Annotated in this window: 20 protein-coding genes; 9 read left to right on the top strand and 11 right to left on the bottom strand. The window is 72.5% G+C overall.

Annotated features, from left to right (window positions below; genetic code table 11):
- Positions 1 to 74 precede the first annotated feature (74 nt).
- From GUY59_RS05715 to GUY59_RS05700, 4 genes are all read left to right on the top strand, one after another.
- Entirely contained in the window at positions 75 to 1,508 is a 1,434-nt protein-coding gene (locus tag GUY59_RS05715; protein WP_138200072.1) for an amidohydrolase family protein, read from the top strand.
- An 84-nt stretch (positions 1,509 to 1,592) separates the two neighbouring features.
- On the top strand, positions 1,593 to 2,393 hold the full coding sequence (locus tag GUY59_RS05710) for an IclR family transcriptional regulator domain-containing protein (RefSeq protein WP_138200073.1): 801 nt from the start codon (positions 1,593 to 1,595) through the stop codon (positions 2,391 to 2,393).
- An 83-nt stretch (positions 2,394 to 2,476) separates the two neighbouring features.
- Positions 2,477 to 4,432, top strand: coding sequence for a M14 family metallopeptidase (locus GUY59_RS05705; protein ID WP_138200074.1), 1,956 nt, complete (start codon positions 2,477 to 2,479; stop codon positions 4,430 to 4,432).
- A 16-nt stretch (positions 4,433 to 4,448) separates the two neighbouring features.
- Entirely contained in the window at positions 4,449 to 7,010 is a 2,562-nt protein-coding gene (locus tag GUY59_RS05700) for a M14 family zinc carboxypeptidase (protein WP_171055342.1), read from the top strand.
- A gap of 195 nt (positions 7,011 to 7,205) precedes the next feature.
- Here GUY59_RS05700 and fusA read toward each other — a convergent pair whose 3' ends face one another.
- Complete coding sequence (gene fusA / locus GUY59_RS05695) at positions 7,206 to 9,221, bottom strand: elongation factor G (protein WP_138200076.1); 2,016 nt, start codon at positions 9,219 to 9,221, stop codon at positions 7,206 to 7,208.
- Positions 9,222 to 9,793: 572 nt separating this feature from the next.
- Between fusA and GUY59_RS05690 the strand changes: the two genes are divergently transcribed.
- On the top strand, positions 9,794 to 10,054 hold the full coding sequence (locus GUY59_RS05690; RefSeq protein ID WP_132331565.1) for a WGxxGxxG family protein: 261 nt from the start codon (positions 9,794 to 9,796) through the stop codon (positions 10,052 to 10,054).
- 894 nt (positions 10,055 to 10,948) lie between these two features.
- Entirely contained in the window at positions 10,949 to 11,977 is a 1,029-nt protein-coding gene (locus tag GUY59_RS05680) for an ABC transporter substrate-binding protein (protein ID WP_138200077.1), read from the top strand.
- Here GUY59_RS05680 and GUY59_RS05675 read toward each other — a convergent pair.
- From GUY59_RS05675 to GUY59_RS05665, 3 genes are read right to left on the bottom strand one after another with little or no spacing between them, the layout of a single operon-like run.
- Complete coding sequence (locus GUY59_RS05675; protein WP_138200078.1) at positions 11,970 to 12,452, bottom strand: metallophosphoesterase family protein; 483 nt, start codon at positions 12,450 to 12,452, stop codon at positions 11,970 to 11,972. The genes GUY59_RS05680 and GUY59_RS05675 overlap by 8 nt on opposite strands.
- Before the next feature lie 31 nt (positions 12,453 to 12,483).
- The gene (locus GUY59_RS05670) at positions 12,484 to 13,218 is read right to left on the bottom strand and encodes an SRPBCC family protein (RefSeq protein WP_138200079.1); all 735 of its coding nucleotides are present in this window, start codon (positions 13,216 to 13,218) and stop codon (positions 12,484 to 12,486) included.
- 1 nt (position 13,219) lies between these two features.
- A complete protein-coding gene (locus tag GUY59_RS05665) occupies positions 13,220 to 13,804 on the bottom strand; it encodes an ArsR/SmtB family transcription factor (protein WP_171055343.1) in 585 nt (194 codons plus the stop codon).
- 270 nt (positions 13,805 to 14,074) lie between these two features.
- On the opposite strand from GUY59_RS05665, the gene GUY59_RS05660 reads away from it, so the two are divergent.
- On the top strand, positions 14,075 to 14,953 hold the full coding sequence (locus tag GUY59_RS05660) for a UTP--glucose-1-phosphate uridylyltransferase (protein WP_138200080.1): 879 nt from the start codon (positions 14,075 to 14,077) through the stop codon (positions 14,951 to 14,953).
- A gap of 47 nt (positions 14,954 to 15,000) precedes the next feature.
- Positions 15,001 to 15,171 (top strand): hypothetical protein, encoded by a 171-nt coding sequence (locus tag GUY59_RS05655; protein ID WP_161714422.1) that lies wholly within the window; start codon positions 15,001 to 15,003, stop codon positions 15,169 to 15,171.
- A gap of 6 nt (positions 15,172 to 15,177) precedes the next feature.
- On the opposite strand, the gene GUY59_RS05650 is transcribed toward GUY59_RS05655, so the two are convergent.
- Genes GUY59_RS05650 through GUY59_RS05630 form a run of 5 tightly spaced genes read right to left on the bottom strand, consistent with a single transcriptional unit; the run spans position 15,178 to position 20,078 of the window.
- Complete coding sequence (locus tag GUY59_RS05650; protein WP_138200081.1) at positions 15,178 to 16,014, bottom strand: ABC transporter ATP-binding protein; 837 nt, start codon at positions 16,012 to 16,014, stop codon at positions 15,178 to 15,180.
- Entirely contained in the window at positions 16,011 to 16,802 is a 792-nt protein-coding gene (locus GUY59_RS05645) for an ABC transporter ATP-binding protein (RefSeq protein ID WP_138200082.1), read from the bottom strand. The genes GUY59_RS05650 and GUY59_RS05645 overlap by 4 nt, the downstream gene beginning before the upstream one ends.
- Positions 16,799 to 17,611 (bottom strand): ABC transporter permease, encoded by an 813-nt coding sequence (locus GUY59_RS05640; protein WP_138200083.1) that lies wholly within the window; start codon positions 17,609 to 17,611, stop codon positions 16,799 to 16,801. Before GUY59_RS05640 ends, GUY59_RS05645 begins: the two co-directional genes overlap by 4 nt.
- A complete protein-coding gene (locus tag GUY59_RS05635; protein ID WP_138200084.1) occupies positions 17,608 to 18,573 on the bottom strand; it encodes an ABC transporter permease in 966 nt (321 codons plus the stop codon). Before GUY59_RS05635 ends, GUY59_RS05640 begins: the two co-directional genes overlap by 4 nt.
- A complete protein-coding gene (locus GUY59_RS05630) occupies positions 18,573 to 20,078 on the bottom strand; it encodes an ABC transporter substrate-binding protein (RefSeq protein ID WP_138200085.1) in 1,506 nt (501 codons plus the stop codon). The genes GUY59_RS05635 and GUY59_RS05630 overlap by 1 nt, the downstream gene beginning before the upstream one ends.
- Positions 20,079 to 20,303: 225 nt before the next feature.
- Between GUY59_RS05630 and GUY59_RS48345 the strand changes: the two genes are divergently transcribed.
- Complete coding sequence (locus GUY59_RS48345) at positions 20,304 to 20,570, top strand: hypothetical protein (RefSeq protein WP_138200086.1); 267 nt, start codon at positions 20,304 to 20,306, stop codon at positions 20,568 to 20,570.
- Here GUY59_RS48345 and GUY59_RS05620 read toward each other — a convergent pair.
- Positions 20,524 to 21,672, bottom strand: a complete 1,149-nt coding sequence (locus GUY59_RS05620) for a serine hydrolase domain-containing protein (RefSeq protein WP_138200087.1) — start codon at positions 21,670 to 21,672, stop codon at positions 20,524 to 20,526. The two genes, GUY59_RS48345 and GUY59_RS05620, sit on opposite strands and share 47 nt — an antisense overlap.
- A gap of 198 nt (positions 21,673 to 21,870) precedes the next feature.
- On the bottom strand, positions 21,871 to 21,999 hold the full coding sequence (locus tag GUY59_RS49820; RefSeq protein ID WP_269128712.1) for a hypothetical protein: 129 nt from the start codon (positions 21,997 to 21,999) through the stop codon (positions 21,871 to 21,873).
- Positions 22,000 to 22,311: the final 312 nt, after the last annotated feature.

Raw genomic sequence — 22,311 nt, 5'->3', positions numbered from 1 at the left:
GACAGCCGGGCGAACGCTCATCACAGTGACGATGACCGTATAGCGGACAACTGTTCGCCAGCGAGGAGCGTGCCATGAACGACTTCGACTCCGGACGCCCCGTGGTGCTGCGCGGCGGCACGGTGCTGCCCATGGACGGGCGCCGGGTGCTGCCCGGCACGGACGTCCTCGTCACCGGGGACAGGATCGCCGCCGTCGGCCAGGACCTGCAGGCCCCGCAGGACGCCATCGAGATCGACGCCTCGGGCGGCATCGTCATGCCCGGCATGATCGACACCCACCGCCACATGTGGCAGACCGCGATGCGCGGCTACGGCGCCGACTGGACGCTCACTCAGTACTTCGTCTGGTTCTACCTGGAATACGGCAAGCTCTTCCGGCCCGAGGACGTGCACGCGGGCAACACCCTGGCCGCCGTCGAGGCCCTGGACGCCGGTGTCACCACCGTCGTCGACTGGTCGCACGGCCTGCAGACCGTCGACCACGCCGACGCCGCCGCCGACGCGCTGCGGTCCGTCCCCGGCCGGTACGTGCTCGCGTACGGCAACATCCAGCAGCCGCCCGCCGAGTGGACGGCCACCCCCGAGTTCCGCGACTTCGTCGCCCGGCGCGTCACCGGCGACGACCTGCTCGGCTTCCAGCTCGCCTTCGACGTGCTAGGCGACCCGTCGTTCCCGGAGAAGTCCGCCTTCGAGGTCGCCCGCGAACTCGGCGTGCCCGTCACCACGCACGCCGGCGTGTGGGGGGCCACCAGCGACGACGGCATCAAGCTGATGTACGAGCACGGCTTCATGACGCCCGAGACCATCTACGTGCACGCGGCCTCGCTGTCGGCCGACTCCTACCACCGCATCGCGGCCACCGGCGGCTCCATCTCGGTCTCCACGGAGAGCGAGCAGAGCGCCGGGCAGGGCTACCCGCCCACGTGGGCCATCCGCGCCCACGGCATCCCGGTGTCGCTGTCCATGGACACGAGCGTCTGGTGGAGCGGCGACCTGTTCTCCGCCATGCGCGCCACCCTCGGCGCCGACCGTTCACGCGAGCACCTGGAGGCCCACGCCAAGGGCGACACCGTCACGCACTGCGGCCTGCGCGCCGACGAGGTCGTCACCTGGGCCACCAGGGGCGGCGCCCGCGCGCTCGGCCGCGACGATCTCGGCACGGTCGAACCCGGCAAGAAGGCCGACCTGGTGCTCATCAAGAACGACGCGTCGCCGGTGTCGTTCCCGCTGCTCAACCCGTTCGGCCACGTCGCGTTCCAGGCGCAGCGCGGCGACGTGCACACCGTCCTGGTCGACGGCCGGGTGGTCAAGCACGAACATCGCCTCGTCGGCGTCGATCTGGCCGCGGCCCGCCGGCAGGTCGGGCGGACGGTCGAGCACCTGCGCTCCGCGATGGGCGACGAGGCATGGGAGAAGGGTATGAACCCTGACATCCCGGCCACAAAGATCCTCGACAACCCCTACACGTACACCGACTACCGCAGCGACTCCACGCACCGCCTGTGACCTGCCGCCGTGCGGACGGACGACCATGCCGACCAGGCCGACCGTCTAAAGTCGGAGCAGGCGGATCCGAACGAGAGGGCATCGATGGCACGCGGCGACACCGGACCTGACTTCATCGAGGCGCTGGCCCGCGGCCTCGATGTCATCAGGGCATTCCAGCCCGGGCGCCCGGTCATGTCCCTGACGGAAGTGGCGACGGCCGCCGGCCTGGCCAGGCCGACGGCCCGCCGCATCCTGCTCACCCTCCAGGAACTCGGCTACGCCCGGCAGGAGGCGGGCGGGTTCGCCCTCACACCGCGGGTGCTGGAGCTGGGCGTCACCTACGTGCGCTCCATGGGGCTGTGGGAGGTCGCCAGGCCCCACCTGGAGCGGCTGGTCATGCAGACGCACGAGTCCTCCTCGATCGCCCAGCTCGACGGCTCCGACATCGTCTACGTCGCCAGGGTCGCCGTGCCGAAGATCGTCGCCCTGTCGGTGCAGATCGGCACCCGGTTCCCCGCACTGCAGACGTCCCTGGGCAAGGTGCTACTCGCCGCGCTCTCACCCGCCGAGGTGGAGCGGGTCCTCACCGAGCCCAGCCGCTCCGGCATCGAGCCGCGCTGGCGGCCGGACCCGCAGGAGCGCGACGCGGTGCTGCGCGAGGTGCGGGCCAAGGGCTGGGCGATGACGGACGAGCAACTCGCCCTCGGCATCCGGTCGGTCGCCGCGCCGCTCAGAGACGGGCTCGGCAACGTCATCGCGGCCGTCAACGTCAACGTCCACGCCGCCGAGACCTCCATCGACAAGCTGACCGAGGTGCACCTGCCGCTGCTGCTGAAGGCGGCCGGCGCGATCAGCGCCGACTGGGCCGTCTACCAGGAGGTCCCTCACGTCACGGCCTCCTGAGCCACGCCGGGAGCGGTCTGGGTCTTGCCCGGCGGGTCAAGTCGTCCTTCAATGATCTCCATACGGCGATCCAGGAGGGGCCGATGCGCGCTGCACGGGCGTCCGCAGTCGTTCTGACCTCGCTGGTCACGCTCGCCGTTCCCGACCAGGCCGCGTTCGACCGCCTGGTCGCCTCGGGCGCCGACCTCACAGAACGGGTACGCCCGCAGCCCGACGGCAGCATCCAGGTCGACGCCGTCGTCACTCCCGGCCAGCTCGACGGCCTGAGGTCGCTGGGCGCCACCCTCGCGCCCGGCGCCCCGCCCCAGGCCCGGCCCGGAACCACCGCGGGCAAGGACCAGATCGTCATCGAGCGGGCGGTCTGGTTCAGGTCACGCGATGGCTACTTCCTGTCCGTCGAGGCGTCCAGCAACGTGGGGCAGGCGGCCATGCTCAGCGTGACGTGGAAGGGTGCGCGCGGGTCGCAGGGGCAGGCGCCCATGGTCGCGTACGTCGACGCGGGCGCGTACCTCGGCCACCAGCTCAGCGCCCCCGTCCCGGCGGACGGCAGGCCACGGTGGGTCACCGTCACCTCGGCCGGAGGCGGCAAGGCCGAGGCGCGGGTCAAGGAGTGGCCCGACGGCGAGCGGCCGGACCGCGAGGGCCACGGGTACCAACGCGACTTCGTCACCCAGTACATGACGCCCGCGCAGCTCGACGAGCGGGTCAAGAGCCTGCACCGGCGCTACCCGAGGCTCACCGAGATCATCACGCTGCCGTACCGGACCAACGGCTACCGGCGCCAGGCCCAGGCCCTCATCGGCGCTCCGCCCGCGGCGGCCGTCGTGGTCACCTCCGCCGCCTACGGCTCGGAAGGCGGCAACGACCTGTCGGTGGAGCTGGCCGCCCCCGGTACCCCGGACCGGCCGCTGCGGGTGAACGTGGACGGCAAGCTCGTCACCGTCAGCCTGGCCACCGACGGCTCCGGCACGCCGGTCAGCACCGCCGCCCAGGTCGCCGCCGCGATCAACACCACGGAGGGCGCCGGACTCACCGCCACGACCTACCGCGACGACGCCGGAAGCGGGGTCATGGCGCCCGCGCCGCCCGCTCGGCTCAGCGACTTCCTCCAGGCGCCCGCCGACGTCTCCCGCGAGCCGGCGCGCGTGCTGGCGCTGCGCATCGGCGCGCACCGCGACGGCTCGCGCACCGGCGTGCTCGCCTACGCCCAGGAGCACGCCAGGGAATGGGTGACGCCCCTGGTCACCATCGAGGCGGCCGAGCGGCTGCTGCGCAACCACGCCCGCGACAAGGCGACCCGCCGGCTGCTGGAGCGCACCGACATCTTCATCGTGCCGACCGTCAACCCCGACGGCGCCAACTACAGCTTCTACGACTTCAACGCCCAGCGTAAGAACATGACCAACCACTGCCCCGCCGCGCAGTCCGACCCGGCCTCGCGCAACACCTGGGGCGTGGACGTCAACCGCAACTACGCCGTCGGCTCGTTGCACGACGGCTACTTCGGCGCCTCGGCCAACTGCCAGAGCGGCACGTACGCGGGACCGGCCGAGCACTCCGAGCCGGAGAGCCGCAACGTGATCTGGCTGGCACGGACGTACCCCAACATCAGGTTCGCCCTGAACGTCCACAGCTACGGCGGCTACTTCATGTGGCCGCCCGGCGCCTACAAGCTCGACGGCCGCGTCACCCTCCCCAGGCCGTCGGAGCAGGACCTGGCGTACTTCCTGCGCTCGGCCCGCACGATCGAGGAGGCCATCGCCGCCGAACGCGGCACGGTCACCTGGCCGCAGCAGACGGGTCCCGTGACCGACGTGCTGTACTCGGCGGCCGGCAACTCCGCCGACGAGCTCTGGTACGACCACGGCGTCTACGGATGGGACTTCGAGGTCGGCGCCGACCTGTGGAACCCCGGGACGCGCAGGTGGGAGGGCGTGGGCTTCCAGCCGCCGTTCAGCGAGGGGCACGCCGAGGCGATGGAGTTCGCCTCCGGGCTCATCGCGCTCGTCGGGGTGGCCGCCGACTACCGGGAACGCTGAGCCTCTGGAGGTCGCGTTGCGCTTCGCCACCGCTGTCCTGGGAGTGGCCGTCTCGGCGGCGCTCCTCGCCGTCCCGCGGACCGGGACCGCCGAACCGGCCGAGCCGCCGCCCGCCGCCGTGCGCGACTTCGGCAACGGCCCCGAACGGAACGAGGTCGCCGCCGGCCTGCCCGAGCGGCCCGGCACGTCGCGCGCCGGGGCCGGTACGGACCAGCCGTACGGGCTGTCCCGCGACCGCGGATACCCCCGGCGGACACGGTTGCCCGTGCCCGCGGAGAACCCCGTCGACGCCTCCGTCAAGCTGGGCCTGGTGCCCTACCACGACATCGCACGTAGGCTCAACGACCTGCAGTGGCGCGGCGACCGGGTGAGCGCCGAGATCATCGGCCGCTCGGCCGCGGGCCGCGACCTCTACCTCGTGACCGTCACCGCCCCCGAGAGCGCCGCCGAAGCCCGCGAGCAGGCCCGCATCCGCGACCGCATCGAGGAGCACCCGGCCGCCGCCGCCCGCGACAGGAAGCTGGCCAGGCGCTACAAGGCGCCGCTGTTCGTCAACGCCAACATCCACGGCAACGAGTGGGAGGGCACCGACGCCGCCCTGCGCACCATCGAGGAGCTCGCCACCAGCCGCGATCCGGAGATCGCCCGGCTGCTCGCCACGACGAGGCTGTACTTCAACGTCACCGCCAACCCCGACGGCCGCGTCGCCGGCGTGCGCCCCAACAGCGCCGGCTTCGACCTCAACCGCGACTTCGTCACCGCCTCACAACCCGAGGTGCGGGCGATGCGCCAGGTGATGATCGACACCCAGCCGGTCGCCATGATCGACCTGCACGGCTACGTCAACGGCACGCTCATCGAGCCCACCACGCCGCCGCACGGCGCCAACTACGAGTACGACCTGTTCATCACCCACACCTACGCCAACGGGCTCGGCATGGAAGCCGCGGTCAACGCGCTCGGCTACACCGTGGAGAAGGACGGCGTGCACCCCGCGCAAATCCCGTTCCGCGACTCCGCCGAGGGCTGGGACGACTGGCCGCCGATCTTCACCCCGCAGTACGCCCCGTTCCACGGCGCGGTCGCCGCGCACACCGTCGAGATCCCGCTCAGGGTCAACGGCTCCGACTACACCCAGCAGCCGGTCGAGGAACTGCGCCGCCGCTCGGCGATCAACACCGACGTGGCCGCCGCCGCCATCCGGGCCACGTACGGGTTCGTGCGGGCCGGGCACGACCGGCTGATCGCCGGGCAGATCGAGGTGTTCCGCCGGGGCGCGGCAGGCGAGCCGTCCAGGGCCGTGCCGCTCGGCATCGTGCCCGGCTTCGGTCCCGAGGACGTCTACACCACCGCCTTCCCCCGGGCGTACGTCATCACCGGCGAGCGCTCCGCCCCCGCGGCCGCGCGCCTCGTCGACCACCTGATCGCGAACGACGTGCGGGTCGGGCGGGCCAGGCACGTGTTCAGGGCGGACGGCACGACCTACCCGGCCGGCTCCTACGTCGTGGACATGCGCCAGCCCAAACGCGGCCTGGCCAACGTGATGCTGGAGGCGGGCGCCGACATCTCGGACCGGGTGGACGCCATGTACGACATATCCGGCTGGAGCCACGCCCTGCTGTGGGGCGCCCGCGTGGACGGCGTCACCTCCCTGCGCGTGCGCGCCGACCCGGTCAAGGCCGCCGCGCCGACCGGCTCGCTGCCGCGTACGCGCGGGCCGCTCGCCCTCCAGGTGAGCGACGCGAAGGACGTCATGGCGCTGAACGACCTGCTCGCCCGCGGCGTCCCCGTCACCTGGGGAGGCGACGGCACCGCGATCGTGCCCGCCGCCGCGAGACAGGCCGCGACCACGGTGTCCGATCGCTACGGCGTGCGCTTCGCCCGCGCCACGTCCACGCACGGCACGCCCCTGCCGCGGGTGCGGATCGCCGCCGCCGCGTCCGCCGACGAGCTGTTCACCCTGCGCGAGCTCGGCTTCGACGTCACCCCCGTCTCCACCGCCGTGCTCAACGAGGGCTTCGACTGGAGCGGGATCGACGTGTTGTTCGTCTCCAGCGGGCTGAACCACCAGGCGCTCGACGCCGCGGCCAGAACGGCGCTCGACGCGTTCCTCGCCACCGGCGGCGTGGTCGCCAGGGGCGGCACGGGCGCGGCCTTCAACGCCGCCGCCGGGCTGCTCACCGCGACCGCGGTGGCCGGCCGCGGCGACGCCAACGGGGTCGTGCGCACCGTCTCCTCCGGCGGCCCCGCCGGAGCCGGGTGGGCCGGGCACGCGTTCGTGTACTCGCCGCGCTGGTTCACCGCGCTCGGGGCCGAGGTCACGGCCGAGCAGTCGTACGCCGCCGACGGGCCGCTCGTCTCCGGCCACTGGCGGCCCGGCCCCGACGGCGCCGGCGGCCAGGACGCGGCGCGAGGCCAGGCGGCCGTGATCAGCGGCAGGGACGAACGGGGGGCGGCCGTGGTGCTCTTCGGCACCGAGCCGTTGTTCCGCAACCACCCGAAGGGGCAGTTCCCGCAGGTGGCCAGGGCACTGTACTGGTCGGCCGCGGTCACGGGCTCCACACTGACGACCCCGTGACCGCGCCGTCACGGTGTCCGCGCCGGCCGTCCCTGGCCTGGCCGCCACGGGGACACGTGCGGCCCCGCCCCCGCGACGGGGCCGCACGCGCGCACCACCCGGCGAGCGGCGCCCGATGCGCCGGCCGGGTCCGGTCCTTACAGACCGGTTCCTACGGGCCGGGTTCCTACGGGCCGGGTTCCTACGGGCCGGTTCCTACGGGGCCGGGGCGTAGCCGGCCGGGCGGGCGGTGAAGGTGCCCCTGCCCTGGGTGCGGCTGCGCAACCGGGTCGCGTAGCCGAACACCTCGGCCAGCGGCACGATCGCGGTGATCACGACCGTGCCCGACCGCGTCGTCGAGCCGGAGATCCGCCCGCGCCGGGCCGCGAGGTCGCCCAGCACCCCGCCGGCCGCGTCGTCCGGCACCGTGACCGTCACCTCGGCCACCGGCTCCAGCAGCGCCATCGTGCCGGCTCGCAGCGCCTCGCGCAGCGCCAGCCGGCCGGCCGTGCGGAAGGCGAGCTCCGAGGAGTCCTTCGTGTGGGTGGCGCCGTCGGTCAGCCTCACCCGCACGCCCGTCACCGGATGCCCGCCGAGCGGCCCGTCGGCCAGGGCGTCCCGGCAGCCGGCCTCGACCGCGCGCACGTACTCGCGCGGCACCCGCCCGCCTGTGACGGTCGAGGAGAAGGCGAAGTCGCCCTCGGCCAGCGGCTCCACGTCGATCACGACGTGGGCGTACTGTCCTGCGCCGCCGTCCTGCTTGACGTGCCGGTACAGCAGGCCGGACACGCCGCGTACGAGGGTCTCCCTGAGCGCGACCTGCGGCCGGCCGACGCCGACGGCCAGCCCGTGGTCGCGGCGGACCTTCTCCACCGCCACCTCCAGGTGCAGCTCGCCCATCCCCGACAGCAGCGTCTGCCCGGTCTCGGCGTCGGTACGGACCGTCAGCGACGGATCCTCCTCGGCCAGCCGCGCCAGCGCCGAGGCCAGCCGGTCGGCGTCGGTGCTCCTGCGGGCCTCGACCGCCACCGACACCACGGGGTCGGCCGCGCCCGGTGGCTCCAGCACCAGGGGCGAGCCCGGCGCGCACAGGGTCGTCCCCGTCCGGGCCGTCTTCGGCCCGACGACGGCGGCGATGTCCCCGGCCGCCGCACGCTCCACCTCGGTGCGCCGGTCGGCCTGCACGCGCAGGATGCGGCTGATCCGCTCGGTACGGCCCGTGCCGGCGTCCAGCACCGTGTCCCCCTTCCGGATCGTGCCCGAGTACATCCGCACGTAGGTCAGCCGCCCGGTGGCGGTCGCGTTCACCTTGAACACCAGCGCCACCGGCGGCGCGGCCGGGTCCGCCGGGCGTTCTTCGCCGTCCTGCCCGCGCACGGCCGGGACGTCCAGCGGCGAGGGCAGGTACGCCACCACCGCGTCGAGCAGCGGCTCCACCCCGCGGTCCCGGTACGCCGAGCCGCACAGCACGACCAGGCCCGCGCCGGTGCGGGTCAGGTCGCGCAGCGCCGCCGCCAGCGTGCCGTCGGAGATCGACGTGCCCGAGCAGAACTCCTCCAGCGCCTGCGCGTGCAACTCGGCGACCGACTCCTCCAGCAGCCGGCGCCGCCGCAGCGCCTCCTCGCGCAGTTCCTCCGGCACCTCGCCGACCTCATACGCGCCGCCTGTCCACACCAGCGACCGCATCCGGACCAGGTCGACGACGCCGGAGAAGTCGTCCTCGCGCCCGATCGGCAGTTGCGCCACGAGGGGCGCGGGATGCAGCCGCCGGCGGATCGACTCGACCGCGGCGTCCAGGTCGGCGCCTGCCCGGTCGAGCTTGTTGACGAACGCGATCCGCGGCACGCCGTACCGGTCGGCCAGCCGCCACACGGACTCGCTCTGCGGTTCGACGCCCGCGACGCCGTCGAACACCGCGATCGCGCCGTCGAGCACCCGCAGCGAGCGTTCCACCTCGTCGGAGAAGTCGACGTGGCCGGGGGTGTCGATGAGGTTGATCCGGTGCCCGTCCCAGTCGCAGCTCACCGCCGCGGCGAAGATCGTGATGCCGCGGTCGCGCTCCTGGGGGTCGAAGTCGGTGACGGTGGTGCCGTCGTGCACCTCGCCGCGCTTGTACGTGGCGCCGGCGAGGAACAGCATCCGCTCGGTGACGGTGGTCTTGCCGGCGTCGACGTGGGCGAGGATGCCGAGATTGCGAACGGTCGTGAGGGAGGTGGAAAGGTGAGCACGCACAGTCGATGACCCTTTCGGGGTGTCGTCGAACAGGACAGCGCGATCTCCCGGACGAAGCACGGCCGGAGGAGCCCGGTCCGTTTGAGAGTCCCGGCGCGGGATCAGGCCCGCGAGGGTGGCGAGGTCGCTTCGTCAGGGCGTCCGATGGCGGCCGCGCAGCCGGCATCGGGGCGACGAAGACACCAGGATCACCTCGTGCCGCGACGGAGGGACGACGGCAGCGGTGCTGTGGTGGCGCACGGCCGGCTCCTCTCCCTCATCGATGCGGTACGGCGTTCGATGGGGGAGTGTAACGACACGCCGGTGACGGAGGAAACCGGATTTCCCGGCGCGCCCGCGGGGACCGGCTGCCGGAGGACCGAAGGGCGGCGGGCCCGGATCGCCGCGCCCGTCGTACGAGCGGGCGTGCCTCGGCCCCGCCCGGCGGGAGAAGGCGTTTGAGGCGGGCGTGACGATGGTAGAGGCCATCTAGCAGGGGAAATGGAGATCGCCCCGCTATCGGTAGCCTTCCGGGGGGAAGGCGTGATAGGCGGTCTCCGCGGTTGTGAGACCGCCGGATCGGGGGAAACCCAATGCGTAAGACGCTCACCGGGCTGGGCCTGGCGTTCTTCTTGACGCTCGTCCCGGCCGCCGCGGCGACGGCCGACACACCGGTCGACACCGTCGCGCAGAGCCAGGTCACACCCGCGCCACAGCAAGAGAGGGACGGAGGCGGTAACGCCGGCCTGTGGGGCCTGTTGGGTCTGCTGGGCCTGCTGGGTCTGGCCGGCATGCGTAAACAGCGCCACGTCGGCACCTCGGAACACGTCTCCGACCGCGGGATGCGCCCATAGGCCGTCCCCGCCCGGCGATCGTGCCGGGATGAGATCGCAGCGGCACGGCCGCCGCGCGGCGGCCGTGCCGACGCGGCTCCTTCATAGCAGGGCGCCCGCCCGACGCAGGGGGCGGGCGCAGCCGCCGGTGGTCGGCCCGCCGTGTAGGCGGACGCCGTCCGCGACGGGTCGGCCATAAACTTCAGGAACGTCCCGCCGTTGGCGTACGGCCGCAGCGCCTCGGCCGGCCCGGGGACCCGCGTGTCCACGATGGCCGAGAGCGTCGTTGTGCGGTGGCTCCCCGGCCCGGCGTCCGCCCCGGCCGGCTCGTCGCCCCGCCCCAGTGCCGGATCTCCACCGTCCCCGACTGTTCCGCGGCCCGCAGGGCCCGCCGCCCGGTACAGCGGGCGCCAGCAGCCGCCGTGCCTCCTCCGCCGTCCCGGCGTGCAGGACCTTCAGCATCACGACGTGCCGCCCGCGCACCGTGCGCGGGCACCTCCTCGCCGTCCGGCAGGCGCTTGAACACGAGTGCCGCGCTGAGCTCGTCGGGAGCGCCGTCGATCCAGTCGCGGTACGCGCCGAGCGGCGCTCGCCGTCACGTGCCGGCCGTTCCCAGCAGGATCTCGGCCCGCACCACGCTGTCGGCCGCGAACCCGTGTCCGCGCGCCGGCCATCCGAGCCCCGCCCTCGAGGGTGTAGCCGGTGGCGCCGACGGAGGGCGACGACCCGGACAGCGGCGCCAGCCCGAACGGCGCGGCGGCGGCGACCACCTCGCCCCAGCGGGCGCCGGGGCCGACCCGCGCGGTCCGGCGGGCCGGATCGACGTGCATCGAGGCCGTCCGGACTTTTCGGTTAGGTAAGGCTAATCTAATATGTCGTCCATCAAGGCGAAGATTGCCGCGACGAGGAGAATCCATGGCCACTGTCCCGCGACGCATCCTGGCCGCCGTCGGCGCCGCCACACTGCTCGGCGTCAGCGCGTGCGGCGGGACCGCCCCGCCGTCAGCCGCGGCGCCCTCCGCGCCTTCCGCGTCCGGTCAGGGGCCGTGGACCTGGACCGACGACCGAGGCAAACACATCTCCCTCCCCGCGCGGCCCCGGCGCGTCGTCGCCCAGTCGGGCGCGGCGGCGGCGCTGTGGGACTTCGGCGTGCGGCCCGTCGCGGTGTTCGGCCCGCACCGGCTGAAGGGCGGCGGCCGCGACCCCGAGGTGGGCGAGGTCGACATCTCCACGGTCGAGTCGATCGGCAATGTGTGGGGCGAGTTCAACGTCGAGAAGTACGCCTCGCTGCGGCCCGACCTTCTGGTGGCCGGCATGTACCAGAAGGACACCCTCTGGTACGTCCCCGAGGAGTCGGTCAAGGTGGTCGACCAGATCGCCCCCACGGTCGGCGTGCAGCTCAGCGGCAAGCCCCTGGTGGAGATCATCGAGACGTACGGCAGGCTGGCCGCCGCCCTCGGCGCCGATCCGGAAGCCGCCCCCGTGGCAGAGGCCAAGAAGCGTTTCGACGCGGCCGGTGAAGCGCTGAGAACGCTCGCCGCCGCCAGGCCGGACCTGAAGGTGATGATCGTCACAGGCACCCCGGACAACCTGTACGTCGCCTACCTGCCCGACCACCCCGACATCAAGTACTGGGGCGAGCTGGGCCTGAACATCGTCTCACCGGACCGGCCCACGGAGAGCGAGGGCGGCTTCTGGGAGGTGCTGAGCTGGGAGAACGCCGACAAGTACGACGCCGACGTGATCCTGGTGGACGCCCGCGCCCAGTCGATGAAGATCGACGAGATGGCCGGGAAGCCCACCTGGGCCAAGCTGCCCGCGGTCAAGGCCGGCCAGCTCTACCCGTGGCACGCGGCCGAACGCTACAGCCACCTCGGCTACGCCAAGGTCATGGAGGAGCTCAAGGCCAACCTCGACAAGTCGCGCGACGACGTCGTCAGGTGACGGGCACGATCTCGGCCCTGGTGAGCCTGCCGTCCTCGATGGTGAGCAAGCCGAGCGTGCCGTGCGGCTGGCGACGGCGGTCGGTGGGGGAGCCGGGATTGAAGATGCGCAGGTCGCCGTCCGACTCGTCGAGCGGGATGTGCGAGTGACCGAACACGACCAGGTCCGCGCGCGGGAAGCGGCGACGCATGCGGGGCAGGCGGCCCTTGGCCGGGCCGCTGTCGTGAATCATGCCGATGCGCAGGCCGTCCAGGGTCAGCTCCAGGGTCGCCGGCGCGTCGAGGTCGGGGCCGTCGTTGTTGCCCTTCACCACGTGCACGGGGGCGTAGGCGGCCAGTTCGTCGATGACCGAGGGGACGCAGACGTCTCCCGCGTGCAGGATCACGTCCGCGCCGCGTACGTGCTCGGCGACGCGGGGCGGGCAGGAGCGCCAGCGCCTGGGCGCGTGCGTATCGGACAGCGCGACGACTTTCATGCCCGCCTTCATGCCCCGGTCGCCGTGAGCCTCACGTATCCTGCGCGTACGGTTCGCCCAGCCACGCCCGCCAGCGTTCGCCCTCACCTTCGCCCGCGCCCGCGTCGTCGAAGAAGAGGTGTGCGGCGATCATGGGACCGTGGAAGCCCTGGAGGAACCGGTAGATCGCATGGTCTGCCCGGATTCCGAGGGTCTGGGAGTTGCGGAAGTACACCACCCCTTCGACCGGCCCGGGGCCGAACCGCACGCGGTCGCCGGGGGACGGCGGGCCGCCGAGAGCGGTGTGCAGGAGCTCCCAGGCGCGCGGCCAGTCGCCGACCGGCGGCCCGAACTCCGTGACCGGCGTCGCCGCCCGTCCCGCGAAGTGGCCGAGACGTTCGACCAGCGTCGCGAAGTACATCTCCATGCCTCTGGACATGGCCTCGAACTCGTCCTGCCAGTCGTCGCCGGGCAGGAACCCGCTGGTCACCAGGCGGACGTGCGTGCTGCCCCGGCCGCGCCCCTCGATGAGGAACTCGTAGGCGACGAAGCGGCCGTCCTCGCCCGTGGCGCTGCCGTGGGCGAAGCGCTTGCCGGGCTCGGCGGCCGTCACCGTGGACTCCGGCAGCGCGAAGCCGCCGAAGGCCGTGCGGACCACCCCGCCGGTCACCTCGGTGCGGCCCATGAACCACGAATCCATGCCCGGACCCGTCGAGATGGCCTCCCACACCTCTCCGGGGTCCGCCTCGACCAGCGCCTCCTGGGGCAGCTCGAACTCGTGCCCCACGTCACTGCTCCTTCACGGCGGGGTGCACGGCCACGACCAGCCTGTGATCACGCCCCCCCGCTGCGGACTCGTCATGATATTTGCTGACCAGCGACGTCACACACTGCGTCAGCTCCTCCGCGAACGCCGCCCGGTCGGCCGCCGACGCGAAACGCACCTGCCCGTCGATGGCGAACGTCGCCACCCGCTTGCGCGCCTGGGCCGCCCCGTTGATCAGCGCGCCGACATCGCGTACGAGCTGCGCCGCCAGCGCCAGCAGCCACCGCGCGGAGAGCCGGTCGGGCGACCGGCCGGGGTCGGGCTGCATGGAGGCCAGCGCAATCGGCGAGATCACGAAGGACGCCGCGGTGGCCTGCATCACCCGCTCGGTGACGTTGCCCTTCCTGCGCTCCTCGACGAGCTCCACCAAGCCGTGTTTCTCCAGCGTGCGCAGGTGGTAGTTGACCTTCTGCCGGGCCAGGCCCACCCTGGCGGCCAGCGATGTGGCAGAGCCGGGCTCCACCAGCTCGGCCAGCAGCTTCGAGCGCATGGGGTCCAGGGACGCCTCGGCCGCCGCGGGGTCTTCGATCACCGCCACTTCGTCCATGGACGAACCATGTCACCGACAAAAAACTTTGTCAAACGGCCGGGTGGGCTCGGCCCCGTGCGCGTACCGGATCTCCATCCGATCGCAGGCCGGCTGGCGAGCTGCTCGCCTCGGTGGGGCAGACCCCCGAGGAGATCGGCCGCACCATCGACGCGGCGGCGCGGCTGGCCGCGGACGTACGGGCCGCCTGCGGCGCGTGACCCACGTCACGGCCTCGACCCCCGGCTGGCGGGCAGGTAATGTCGGGTCCGCGATCAAGGGAGAACACACGTGGTCCGCAAAGCCGTGATTCCCGTGGCCGGTCTGGGCAGCCGCCTGCTGCCGCTGACCCGGGCGCTTCCCAAGGAGATGCTGCCGATCGGCGACAAACCGGTCATCGAGCACACCATCAGGGAACTCGTGGACTCGGGCATCGACGACATCATCATCGTCACGTCGGGCCGCAAGAGCCTCATCCAGCAGCATTTCGCTCCCGATCCCGATCTCGAACTGCAACTGCGCGCCACGGGCAAACACGATCTGGCCGACGCGGTCGGCGAGGTGTCGTCCCTGGCCCACATCACGTACCTCCACCAGAACGGCCCCTACGGCAACGGCACCCCGGTGCTGAACGCCGCCAGGGTCATCGGCGACGAGCCGTTCATGGTGTTGTGGGCCGACGACGTCTTCGTGGCGGAGGTGCCACGGGCGCGGCAGCTGAAGGCCGCGTACGAGGCCACGCGCGCCCCGGTCCTGGCGCTGATGCCGATGGAGCTCGAGGACGCCTCCCGCTACGGCGTCCCCATCGTGAAGGAGGATCTCGGAGACGGCCGGCTCCTGATCTCGGGGCTCGTGGAGAAGCCGGCCCCTGACGAGGCTCCCTCCCGCTACGCCGCGATCGGCGGATACGTCGTCACGCCGGGGGTCATCGACGAGCTGGAGGCCAGGACGCGGGCGTGGCACCGGCACCCCAAGGGCGAGATCTACCTCACCGGCGCCCTGCACGACCACGCGCGGACGCGCCCCGTGTACGGGCAGGTCATCGACGGCACCTGGTGGGACACGGGATCGCCGCTCAACTATCTGAAAGCCCAGTTCGCCGCCGCCCTCGCGCACCCGGCTTACGGCCCCGAACTGCGTGCACTCGCCCAGGACGGCGGCGCCCCCTAGGTTGCCCGCTCTGACCTTCGAGGCGATGGGCGGGCGCCGGGGTCATCATGCCGGCCGCCGAGGCGTCCATCGGGCTCGGGCTCGACGGTGTCACCCGCACCCACGTGCGCGAGGCCCTGTGGAGCGAGCGCACCCTGGTCAAGACGTACGGCCCGCACCGGTGGCCGCGCTGCGCGGGGGGTGACGTTCGCTACCTGAAGCGGCGGCGCGGCGGGTGACGTTCGCTACCTGAGGCGGGCGGCGCGGCTGAGTCTCGGCACGCTCTCGATCAGCCGCCGCGTGTACGGATGGGCGGGCGAGCCCAGCACCCGCTCGGTCGGGCCGCTCTCCACCACCCGCCCGCTCTCGATGACCGCCGCCTCCGGGCACAGCGCGGCCACCACGCTCAGGTCGTGCGAGACGACCACGAGCGTCAGCCCTCTGCTCCTGCCCAGCTCGGCCAGCAGCTCCACCACCCGCACCCGTGTCGACACGTCGAGCGCGCTGACGGGCTCGTCGGCGAGCAGCACGCGGGGCCCGCACACGACGGCCCTCGCGATCGCGATGCGCTGACGCTGCCCACCCGAGAACTCGTGCGGGTAACGGCGCGCCGCGTCGGCGGGCAGGCCCACCGACTCCAGCGCCTCGGCCGCGCGCTCGGCCGCCTCGGCCCTCCTGGCCACCCGCGACCCCGCCGCCGGCAGGCCCAGCGAGCGCAGCGGCTCGGAAACGATCCGGCCCACCCGCTGGCGTGGATCCAGCGAGGAGTACGGGTCCTGGAACACCGGCTGCACGGCGCGCCGGAACGCGCGGTCGCGCGGCGCGAGCTCCGCGCCGTCGAAAAGGATCCGCCCGGTGCTCGGCCTGGCCAGGCCGAGCAGCAGCCGCAGCAGCGTCGTCTTGCCCGCGCCCGACTCGCCGACCAGCGCCACGTTGCGCCCCGCCGTCACGGAGACGGACACGTCCTCCAGCACCGGCCGCCCGCCCCGGTAGGCGAAGCCCGCCCGGCTGGCCTCCAGCACGGGCACGTCCCCGCCGCCTGCCCCGCCGTTTTCCGGGGCTCCCGCTCCGGTGCCGGTCATGGGGCCAGCCGATCCAGTTCACCCTCCAGCGCCCACGCGCTGTCGACCAGCGAGCGCGTGTAGGGGTGCCGCGGTTCCCGTACGACGTCCCGCGTCCTTCCCGACTCCACCGCCGAACCCTCCTTGAGCACCACGATCCGGTCGGCCACGTCGGCGACCACGGCCAGGTCGTGACTGATGAACAACAGCGCCATGCCCCGGCCCGCCACCAGCCCGTCCAGCAGCGTCAGCACCTCCGCCTGCACGGTCACGTCCAGCGCCGTGGTCGGCTCGTCGGCGATGAGCAGCTCGGGCTCGCAGGCCAGCGCCATCGCGATGGCCACCCGCTGGCGCTGCCCGCCGGAGATCTCGTGCGGGTACGCCCCCGCCACCCGCTCGGGCAGGCGTACCTCGGACAGCGCGTCCATGACGGCGGCCCGCAGCGCGCCGCCGCGCAGGTCGCGCCGCCGCCTGATCGGCCCGGCGACCTGCCGGCCGACCCGCATCAGCGGGTCCAGCGCGGTCAGCGGCTCCTGGAAGACCATGCTCGCCGACCGGCCGCGCACGCGGTCCAGCGTCCTGCCGGACGCGCCGACGACCTGCGTCCCGCCGAGCACCACGCCGCCACCGGCGGTCATGCCCGCGGGCAGCAGCCCCATGACGGCGAGCGCGGTCAGCGACTTGCCGGACCCCGACTCGCCGACCAGGCCGAGCCGCGCGCCGGCTTCGACGGCGAACGACAGGCCGCGGACCAGGTCGTGGCCGTCCGGGTGGCGTACCGACAGGTCGTCCGCCCGCAGCAGGGTCATCGGCTGCTCCTCCGCGTAGGGTCGGCCAGGTCGCGCAGCCCGTCGGCGACCAGGTTCACGCCCACCACGAGCACGACGAGCAGCAGTCCGGGGGCGATGGCGCCGAGCGGCGCGGTCAGCACCGTGGCCTGCGCCTCCTGCAGCAGCCGGCCCCATGAGGCGTTCGGCGGCGGCGGGCCCAGGCCGAGGTAGGACAGCGACGCCTCCGCGAGCACGGCCAGGCCGAGCTGGAGAGCCAGGTTGACGAGCAGCGTGGGCCAGATGTTCGGCAGCACGTGCTCGGTCACGAGGCGCGGCCACGGGGTGCCGGACGTTCGCGAGGCCGTGATGTAGTCCTGGGCGAGCACGCGCTTGACCAGCACCCGGGTCAGCCGCGCCACGACGCCCGACATGGCCAGGCCGATCGCGACGATCGCCGAGCCGAGCGACGCCTCGCGCACCGCCACCACCAGCATGGCCAGCAGCAGCGTCGGGAACGCGATGAGGATGTCGAGCGCGGCCGACAGCGCGTCGTCCAGCCAGCGGGTGGCGAACCCGGCGAGCAGCCCTGCCGCGACGCCCAGCACCCCGCCCACCAGCACGGAGCCGGCGCCCACCGTCAGCGCGATGCGGGCGCCCACCATGAGCCGGGTCAGCAGGTCGCGGCCCAGCTTGTCGGTGCCGAGTAGGTGCTCGCCGCCCGGGGGCGCGAGCCGCCCGCCCGTCGTGTCCGACGGATCGTACGGCAGCCACACCAGCGACACGACGGCCACGGCGAGCACGAGGCCGACCAGCACGCACCCGGCGACGAACGTGTGCCGGCCCTTCACGAACGGCCTCCCCCGACGTGCGCGCGCAACCGCGGGTCGACCAGCCGCTGGACGACGTCGGCCGCGAAGCCGATCAGCAGCACCGCGAGCGTGCTCACCACCAGCACACCCTGGATGACGGGGTAGTCGTGTTCGGAGATGCCCTCGATCAACAGGGTGCCGAGGCCGGGCAGGGTGAACACGCTCTCCACGACCACCGCCCCGAGGAACGTGGTCGCCAGCTCGATGCCCAGGATGGAGATGACGGGCACCGACGCGTTGCGCAGCCCGTGCCGCCACATCGCGCAGCCGAACGACTCGCCCATCGCCCTGGCCGTGCGCAGGAAGTCGCTGCCCAGGACGTCCACGGTCGCCGAGCGCACGTAACGGATCAGGGAGGCCGACATCACCAGCGCGATCGTGACGACCGGCAGCAGCAGCGACGTCAGCGCCCACCCCGGCTCGGCCCAGTCCTCGCGCGGGAAGCCGCCCGCGGGCAACACCCGCAGCCGCAGCGCGAACACCATCACCAGCAGCATGCCGATCCAGAACACCGGCACCGCGACGCCGAGCTGCGCGACCCCGTTCAGCAGCGGCCCGTACCAGCGGTCAGACCGCCACGCGGCCAGGAAACCCACCGGCAGGGCGATCACGACGGCCAGCACGAACGCGAGCAGCGTCAGCGGCACGGTGACGTTCAGCCGCGCGGCGATCTCGGATCCGACGGGCAGCTTGCTGACGAACGACGTGCCGAGGTCGAGCCTGGCCAGGCCGCCCAGCCACGAGGCGAACTGCTGGGGCAGCGGCAGGTCGGAGCCGAGCTGCCGGCGTGCCGCGGCGAGCTGCTCCGGCGTCGCGCCGACCGACACCAGCGCGTTGGCCGGGTCGCCGGGCAGCAGCCGCAGCAGCACGAACAGCAGCGAGGCCGCCAGCAGCAGCGACGCCAGCAGGAACGCGGTGCGGCGCAGCAGGTAGCGCCCCATCAGCTCTTCTTGATCCCGTACGCGTAGAACTGCGAGTTCAGGCCGTTGACCGGGTAGCCGGACAGGTTCGACGCGGCCACCACGATCTGCGGGTAGAGGTAGAGCCAGTCGCTGGCCGCGTTCTCGGCGATCCGCCGGTTGGCCTTCTTCAGCAGCTCGGTCTGCTCCTCAGGGGTCCTGGCGCGCTCGGCGTCCTTGATCCACTCGCTCACCTGCTCGTCGTCGTAGCCCCAGTAGAAGCCGGGGTCGCCGTACCAGACCACGTCGCGGTCGTTGACGTGCTCCTGGAGGGTGGCGGCGAAGTCGTGGTTCTTGTACACCTTCGAGTACCACTCGTCGGCGGTGATGACGTTGATGTCGACCGTGATGCCGACCTTGGCCAGCTCGCTCTTGATGAACGCGGCGGCCGTCGGGTGGGGGTCGTAGCTGGGGGTGTCGAGCGTGAAGCGGAAACCCTTGGCGTAGCCGGCCTGGGCGAGCTGCCGCTTGGCCAGTTCCACGTCGTACGGGTTCACCTTGGTGAGGTCCTCGTACCACGGGTCGGTGGGCGGCACCATCGAGCCGATCAGGCTGCCGTGCCCCGCCCAGATCGACTCCAGCAGCTTGGCGTCGTCGATGGCCGACGAGACAGCCTTGCGCACGAGCGGCTTGTCGAAGGGGGCCTTCCTGTCGTTGAAGGCGAGCAGCAGCTTGGTGGTGGAGTGGCCTTCACTGACCTTGTAGTCGGGGTTGCCGGTGAACTGCTCGAGCGCGTCGGGGCTCTGCTGGCTGGTCACGACGTCCACGGCATTGGTCAGCAGCGCGTTGTTGAGCGCCGTGGCGTCGGTGAAGTAGTGGAACACCACGCCGCCGTTGGCGGGCGGCGTGCCCCAGTAGCCGGGGAAACGGTCGAGGCTGAGCGTGGAGCCGCGCTTCCAGGCCCCCAGCGTGTACGGCCCCGTGCCGTCCTCGGCGGTCGCCAGGTCCTTGGCGTCGGCGTTGACGATCCATACGTACGTGAGGTTGTACACCAGCGACACCGACCTGTGGGCCAGCTTGACGACCACGGTGCCGTCGTCGGGCGCCTCGACGGACTCGATCACCTCGAGGTTGCTCTTGCGCGCCGACTGGGAGTCCTCGGCGGTGACGCGCTCGATGCTGTGCTTCACGTCGGCCGCCGTCAGCGCCTTGCCGGAGTGGAAGGTGACGCCGTCGCGCAGCTCGAAGGTGTAGGTCAGGCCGTCGTCGGAGACGGCGTACTCCTTGGCGAGGAGGTTGTCCACCTTGCCCGCGTCGGTCAGCCGGAACAATCCTTCGTACACGTTGCCGTTGAACGCCTCGGTGACGCCCTGCCCGCCGCCGGCGGTGTTGTCGAGGTTCTGGGGCTCGTACAGGGATCCGATCTCGATCACGGCCGCGGTGTCGGGCGTGGCGCCGCCTCCCGCCGGACCTTCCTGGCCGGAGCCGCACGCGACCAGAACGAGCGCCAGTGCGGCCACGACGCCGGCGAGCTTGCTGTTCACCATCACTCCCGAGCAATATGCACTAAATGAGTAGGTTTAGTGGGATCATACCGGGGGCCTGAGTCGCCGCTCAGCGGCGGCTGGTAGACCGGTGGCAAACACGCGCAGCGATCCGGCCCAGAATCACCCTAGTCAATGCCAAATCCGGACCGATGAGCGGTATGACGGTTTCTGGTCGGGCAGGCGTGGGCTTCCGCTTACAGCCGTTCGACGGGAGGCGGATCTGGGATGGCTCCAACGGAAACGGGCATCGCCGATCAGAACCGTGCGGCCGCCGCCGCGCCCGCGCCGGAGCGCAGGCCGGTCGTGGCGGCGGCCGCGCTCTGGGCATCCGTGCTGGCTCCGTTCGCCGCGCTGGCGGCCGCCGTACCCATGGCCTGGGGCAGGGGACTGTGCTGGGCCGACGTGGCGATCGCGGCCGGCGCCTACGCGATCACCGGGCTCGGCGTCACTTCGTCGGCGGCTTGTACGGCTCGCCGCAGAAGTAGCGGTTGAGCGCGTCCACACCCGCCAGCAACATCGGCGCGACCTTCGGATCGCTGCGGTGCACGTTGACCGAGAGCGTCATCCGGCGCTTTCCCGTCGCGTCGGCGAAGGCGAACGTCTGGTAGCCGGGGATGGCCCCGGTCGCGCCCCACATCTCGCCGCAGGTGAGCCCCGCCGACTCGAGCCCGAGCCCGTACCGCGGGAACACCGGCGCCTGCGGCGTCCCGACCCCGGTGCGCATCTGGGCGAGCAGTTCGCGTGTGACCAGCCGGCCACCGAACAACGCCTGGTAGAAGCGGTTCACATCCCGGGCGTCCGACACCACACCGTACGCCGCCCACGCGAACGACGGGTTCAGCCGGGTGACCGGCTTGAGCGACCCCGGCACGCCGGGGTCGGCGCCTTTGGGCAGGTAGTAGCCGGTGGCGTGCGGGCCGCGGATGCCCGGCCGGGTCAGCGGCAGGTACGTGCGCGTCATCCGCGCGGGGCGGAAGATCCGCCGCTCCAGCTCGGCGCCCAGGTCGTGGCCCGTGACCTTCTCCACCAGCAGGCCGAGCAAAATGTAGCCGGTGTTGGAGTAGGAGAAGCGGCCCCGCTCCGGGCGCGGCAGCCGCTCGGCCTCGGCGACGAGCCGCCGCGGGGTGTAGGTCTTGGTCAGGCGGGCGGGGTCGGCGAACTCGGGTGCTTGCGCGTAGTCGGCCAGGCCGCCCGTGTGGTTGAGCAACTGCCGTACGGTGATCCGGTCGCCACCCTCGACCAGGCCGGGCAGCCGGGTGGCGATCTTCTCCTCCAGGCTCACCCTGCCCTCCCGCACCAGTTGCAGGACCACCGCGGCCACCATGCTCTTGGTCAGGCTGGCGATCCGGAACCGCGCCTCACGCGGCACCGGCGCGCGGGTCTCCAGGTCGGCGACCCCGCTGGTGGCGATCCAGGTGCCGTGACCGTCGTCGATCCTGGCCAGGACGCCGGGAGCGCCCGCGGCCACCATCGCGTCGAGCGCCTGGCGCACGCCGGCATGCTCCTTCGCCTGCGCGTTCGCCGGCAGAGGGGACAGCAGTCCCGCGGCGATGAGAATGGTGGCCGCCACACGGCGGCCGGTCAGGAGGGACATGTACGCGTTCCTTCGATGGACGGCGGTGAACGATCTCCATCCTCGAAGGGCCCGCGGCCGTCCTCGTCCTCATTCCTGACGAACCTCGCCTGCCCCGGTGGTCGCACCCGGGCTGCGACCACAGACTGACCCGCGTGCCCCGTTCTCTCGCGGTGGCCCCACGCGGGACCGCCCCTGGCCGGCGCGCCGCGGGCGTCGTCAGGGCAGGTTGGCCAGCGCCTGGCGGGCGGCCTGGAGCGCGCCGTCGCGGATCTCGTCGGTCGCCTTCGACTGCTCCTCCAGGGTGTGGGTGACCTTGAGAAGGGTGGTCCCGGCTCTCAGCCACACGGTGCTCCTGGCGTGTCCCCGCAGCTTTCCTCATCCCGCGCGAGTGCCTCGTCGCCCAGGTCTGACACGTTCCGTACGGGGAGGTGCTCACGGTGGTGACCTGGCCCTTGCCGGCGCCGGCCTCCGACTTCGCGCCCGAGCGGTGCAGCGCGAGGGTCCTCCCGGCGGTCCTCTCCTGCGCGTAGCCGTTGATCTTGATTTCGAGTGTCGTACGTCCCCGCGGACGCACATGGCGCTGTCCTCGGGCAAGGGGGTGCCGCCGGACAGGGAGGCCGCCTGCGCCTCGGTCAGCAGCGTGCACGGATCGGGGAC

It is taken from the genome of Nonomuraea sp. K271 (assembly GCF_009908215.1).
GTDB classification, from domain to species: Bacteria; Actinomycetota; Actinomycetes; order Streptosporangiales; family Streptosporangiaceae; genus Nonomuraea; species Nonomuraea longispora.
This window is presented reverse-complemented; position numbering and strand designations above follow the sequence as displayed.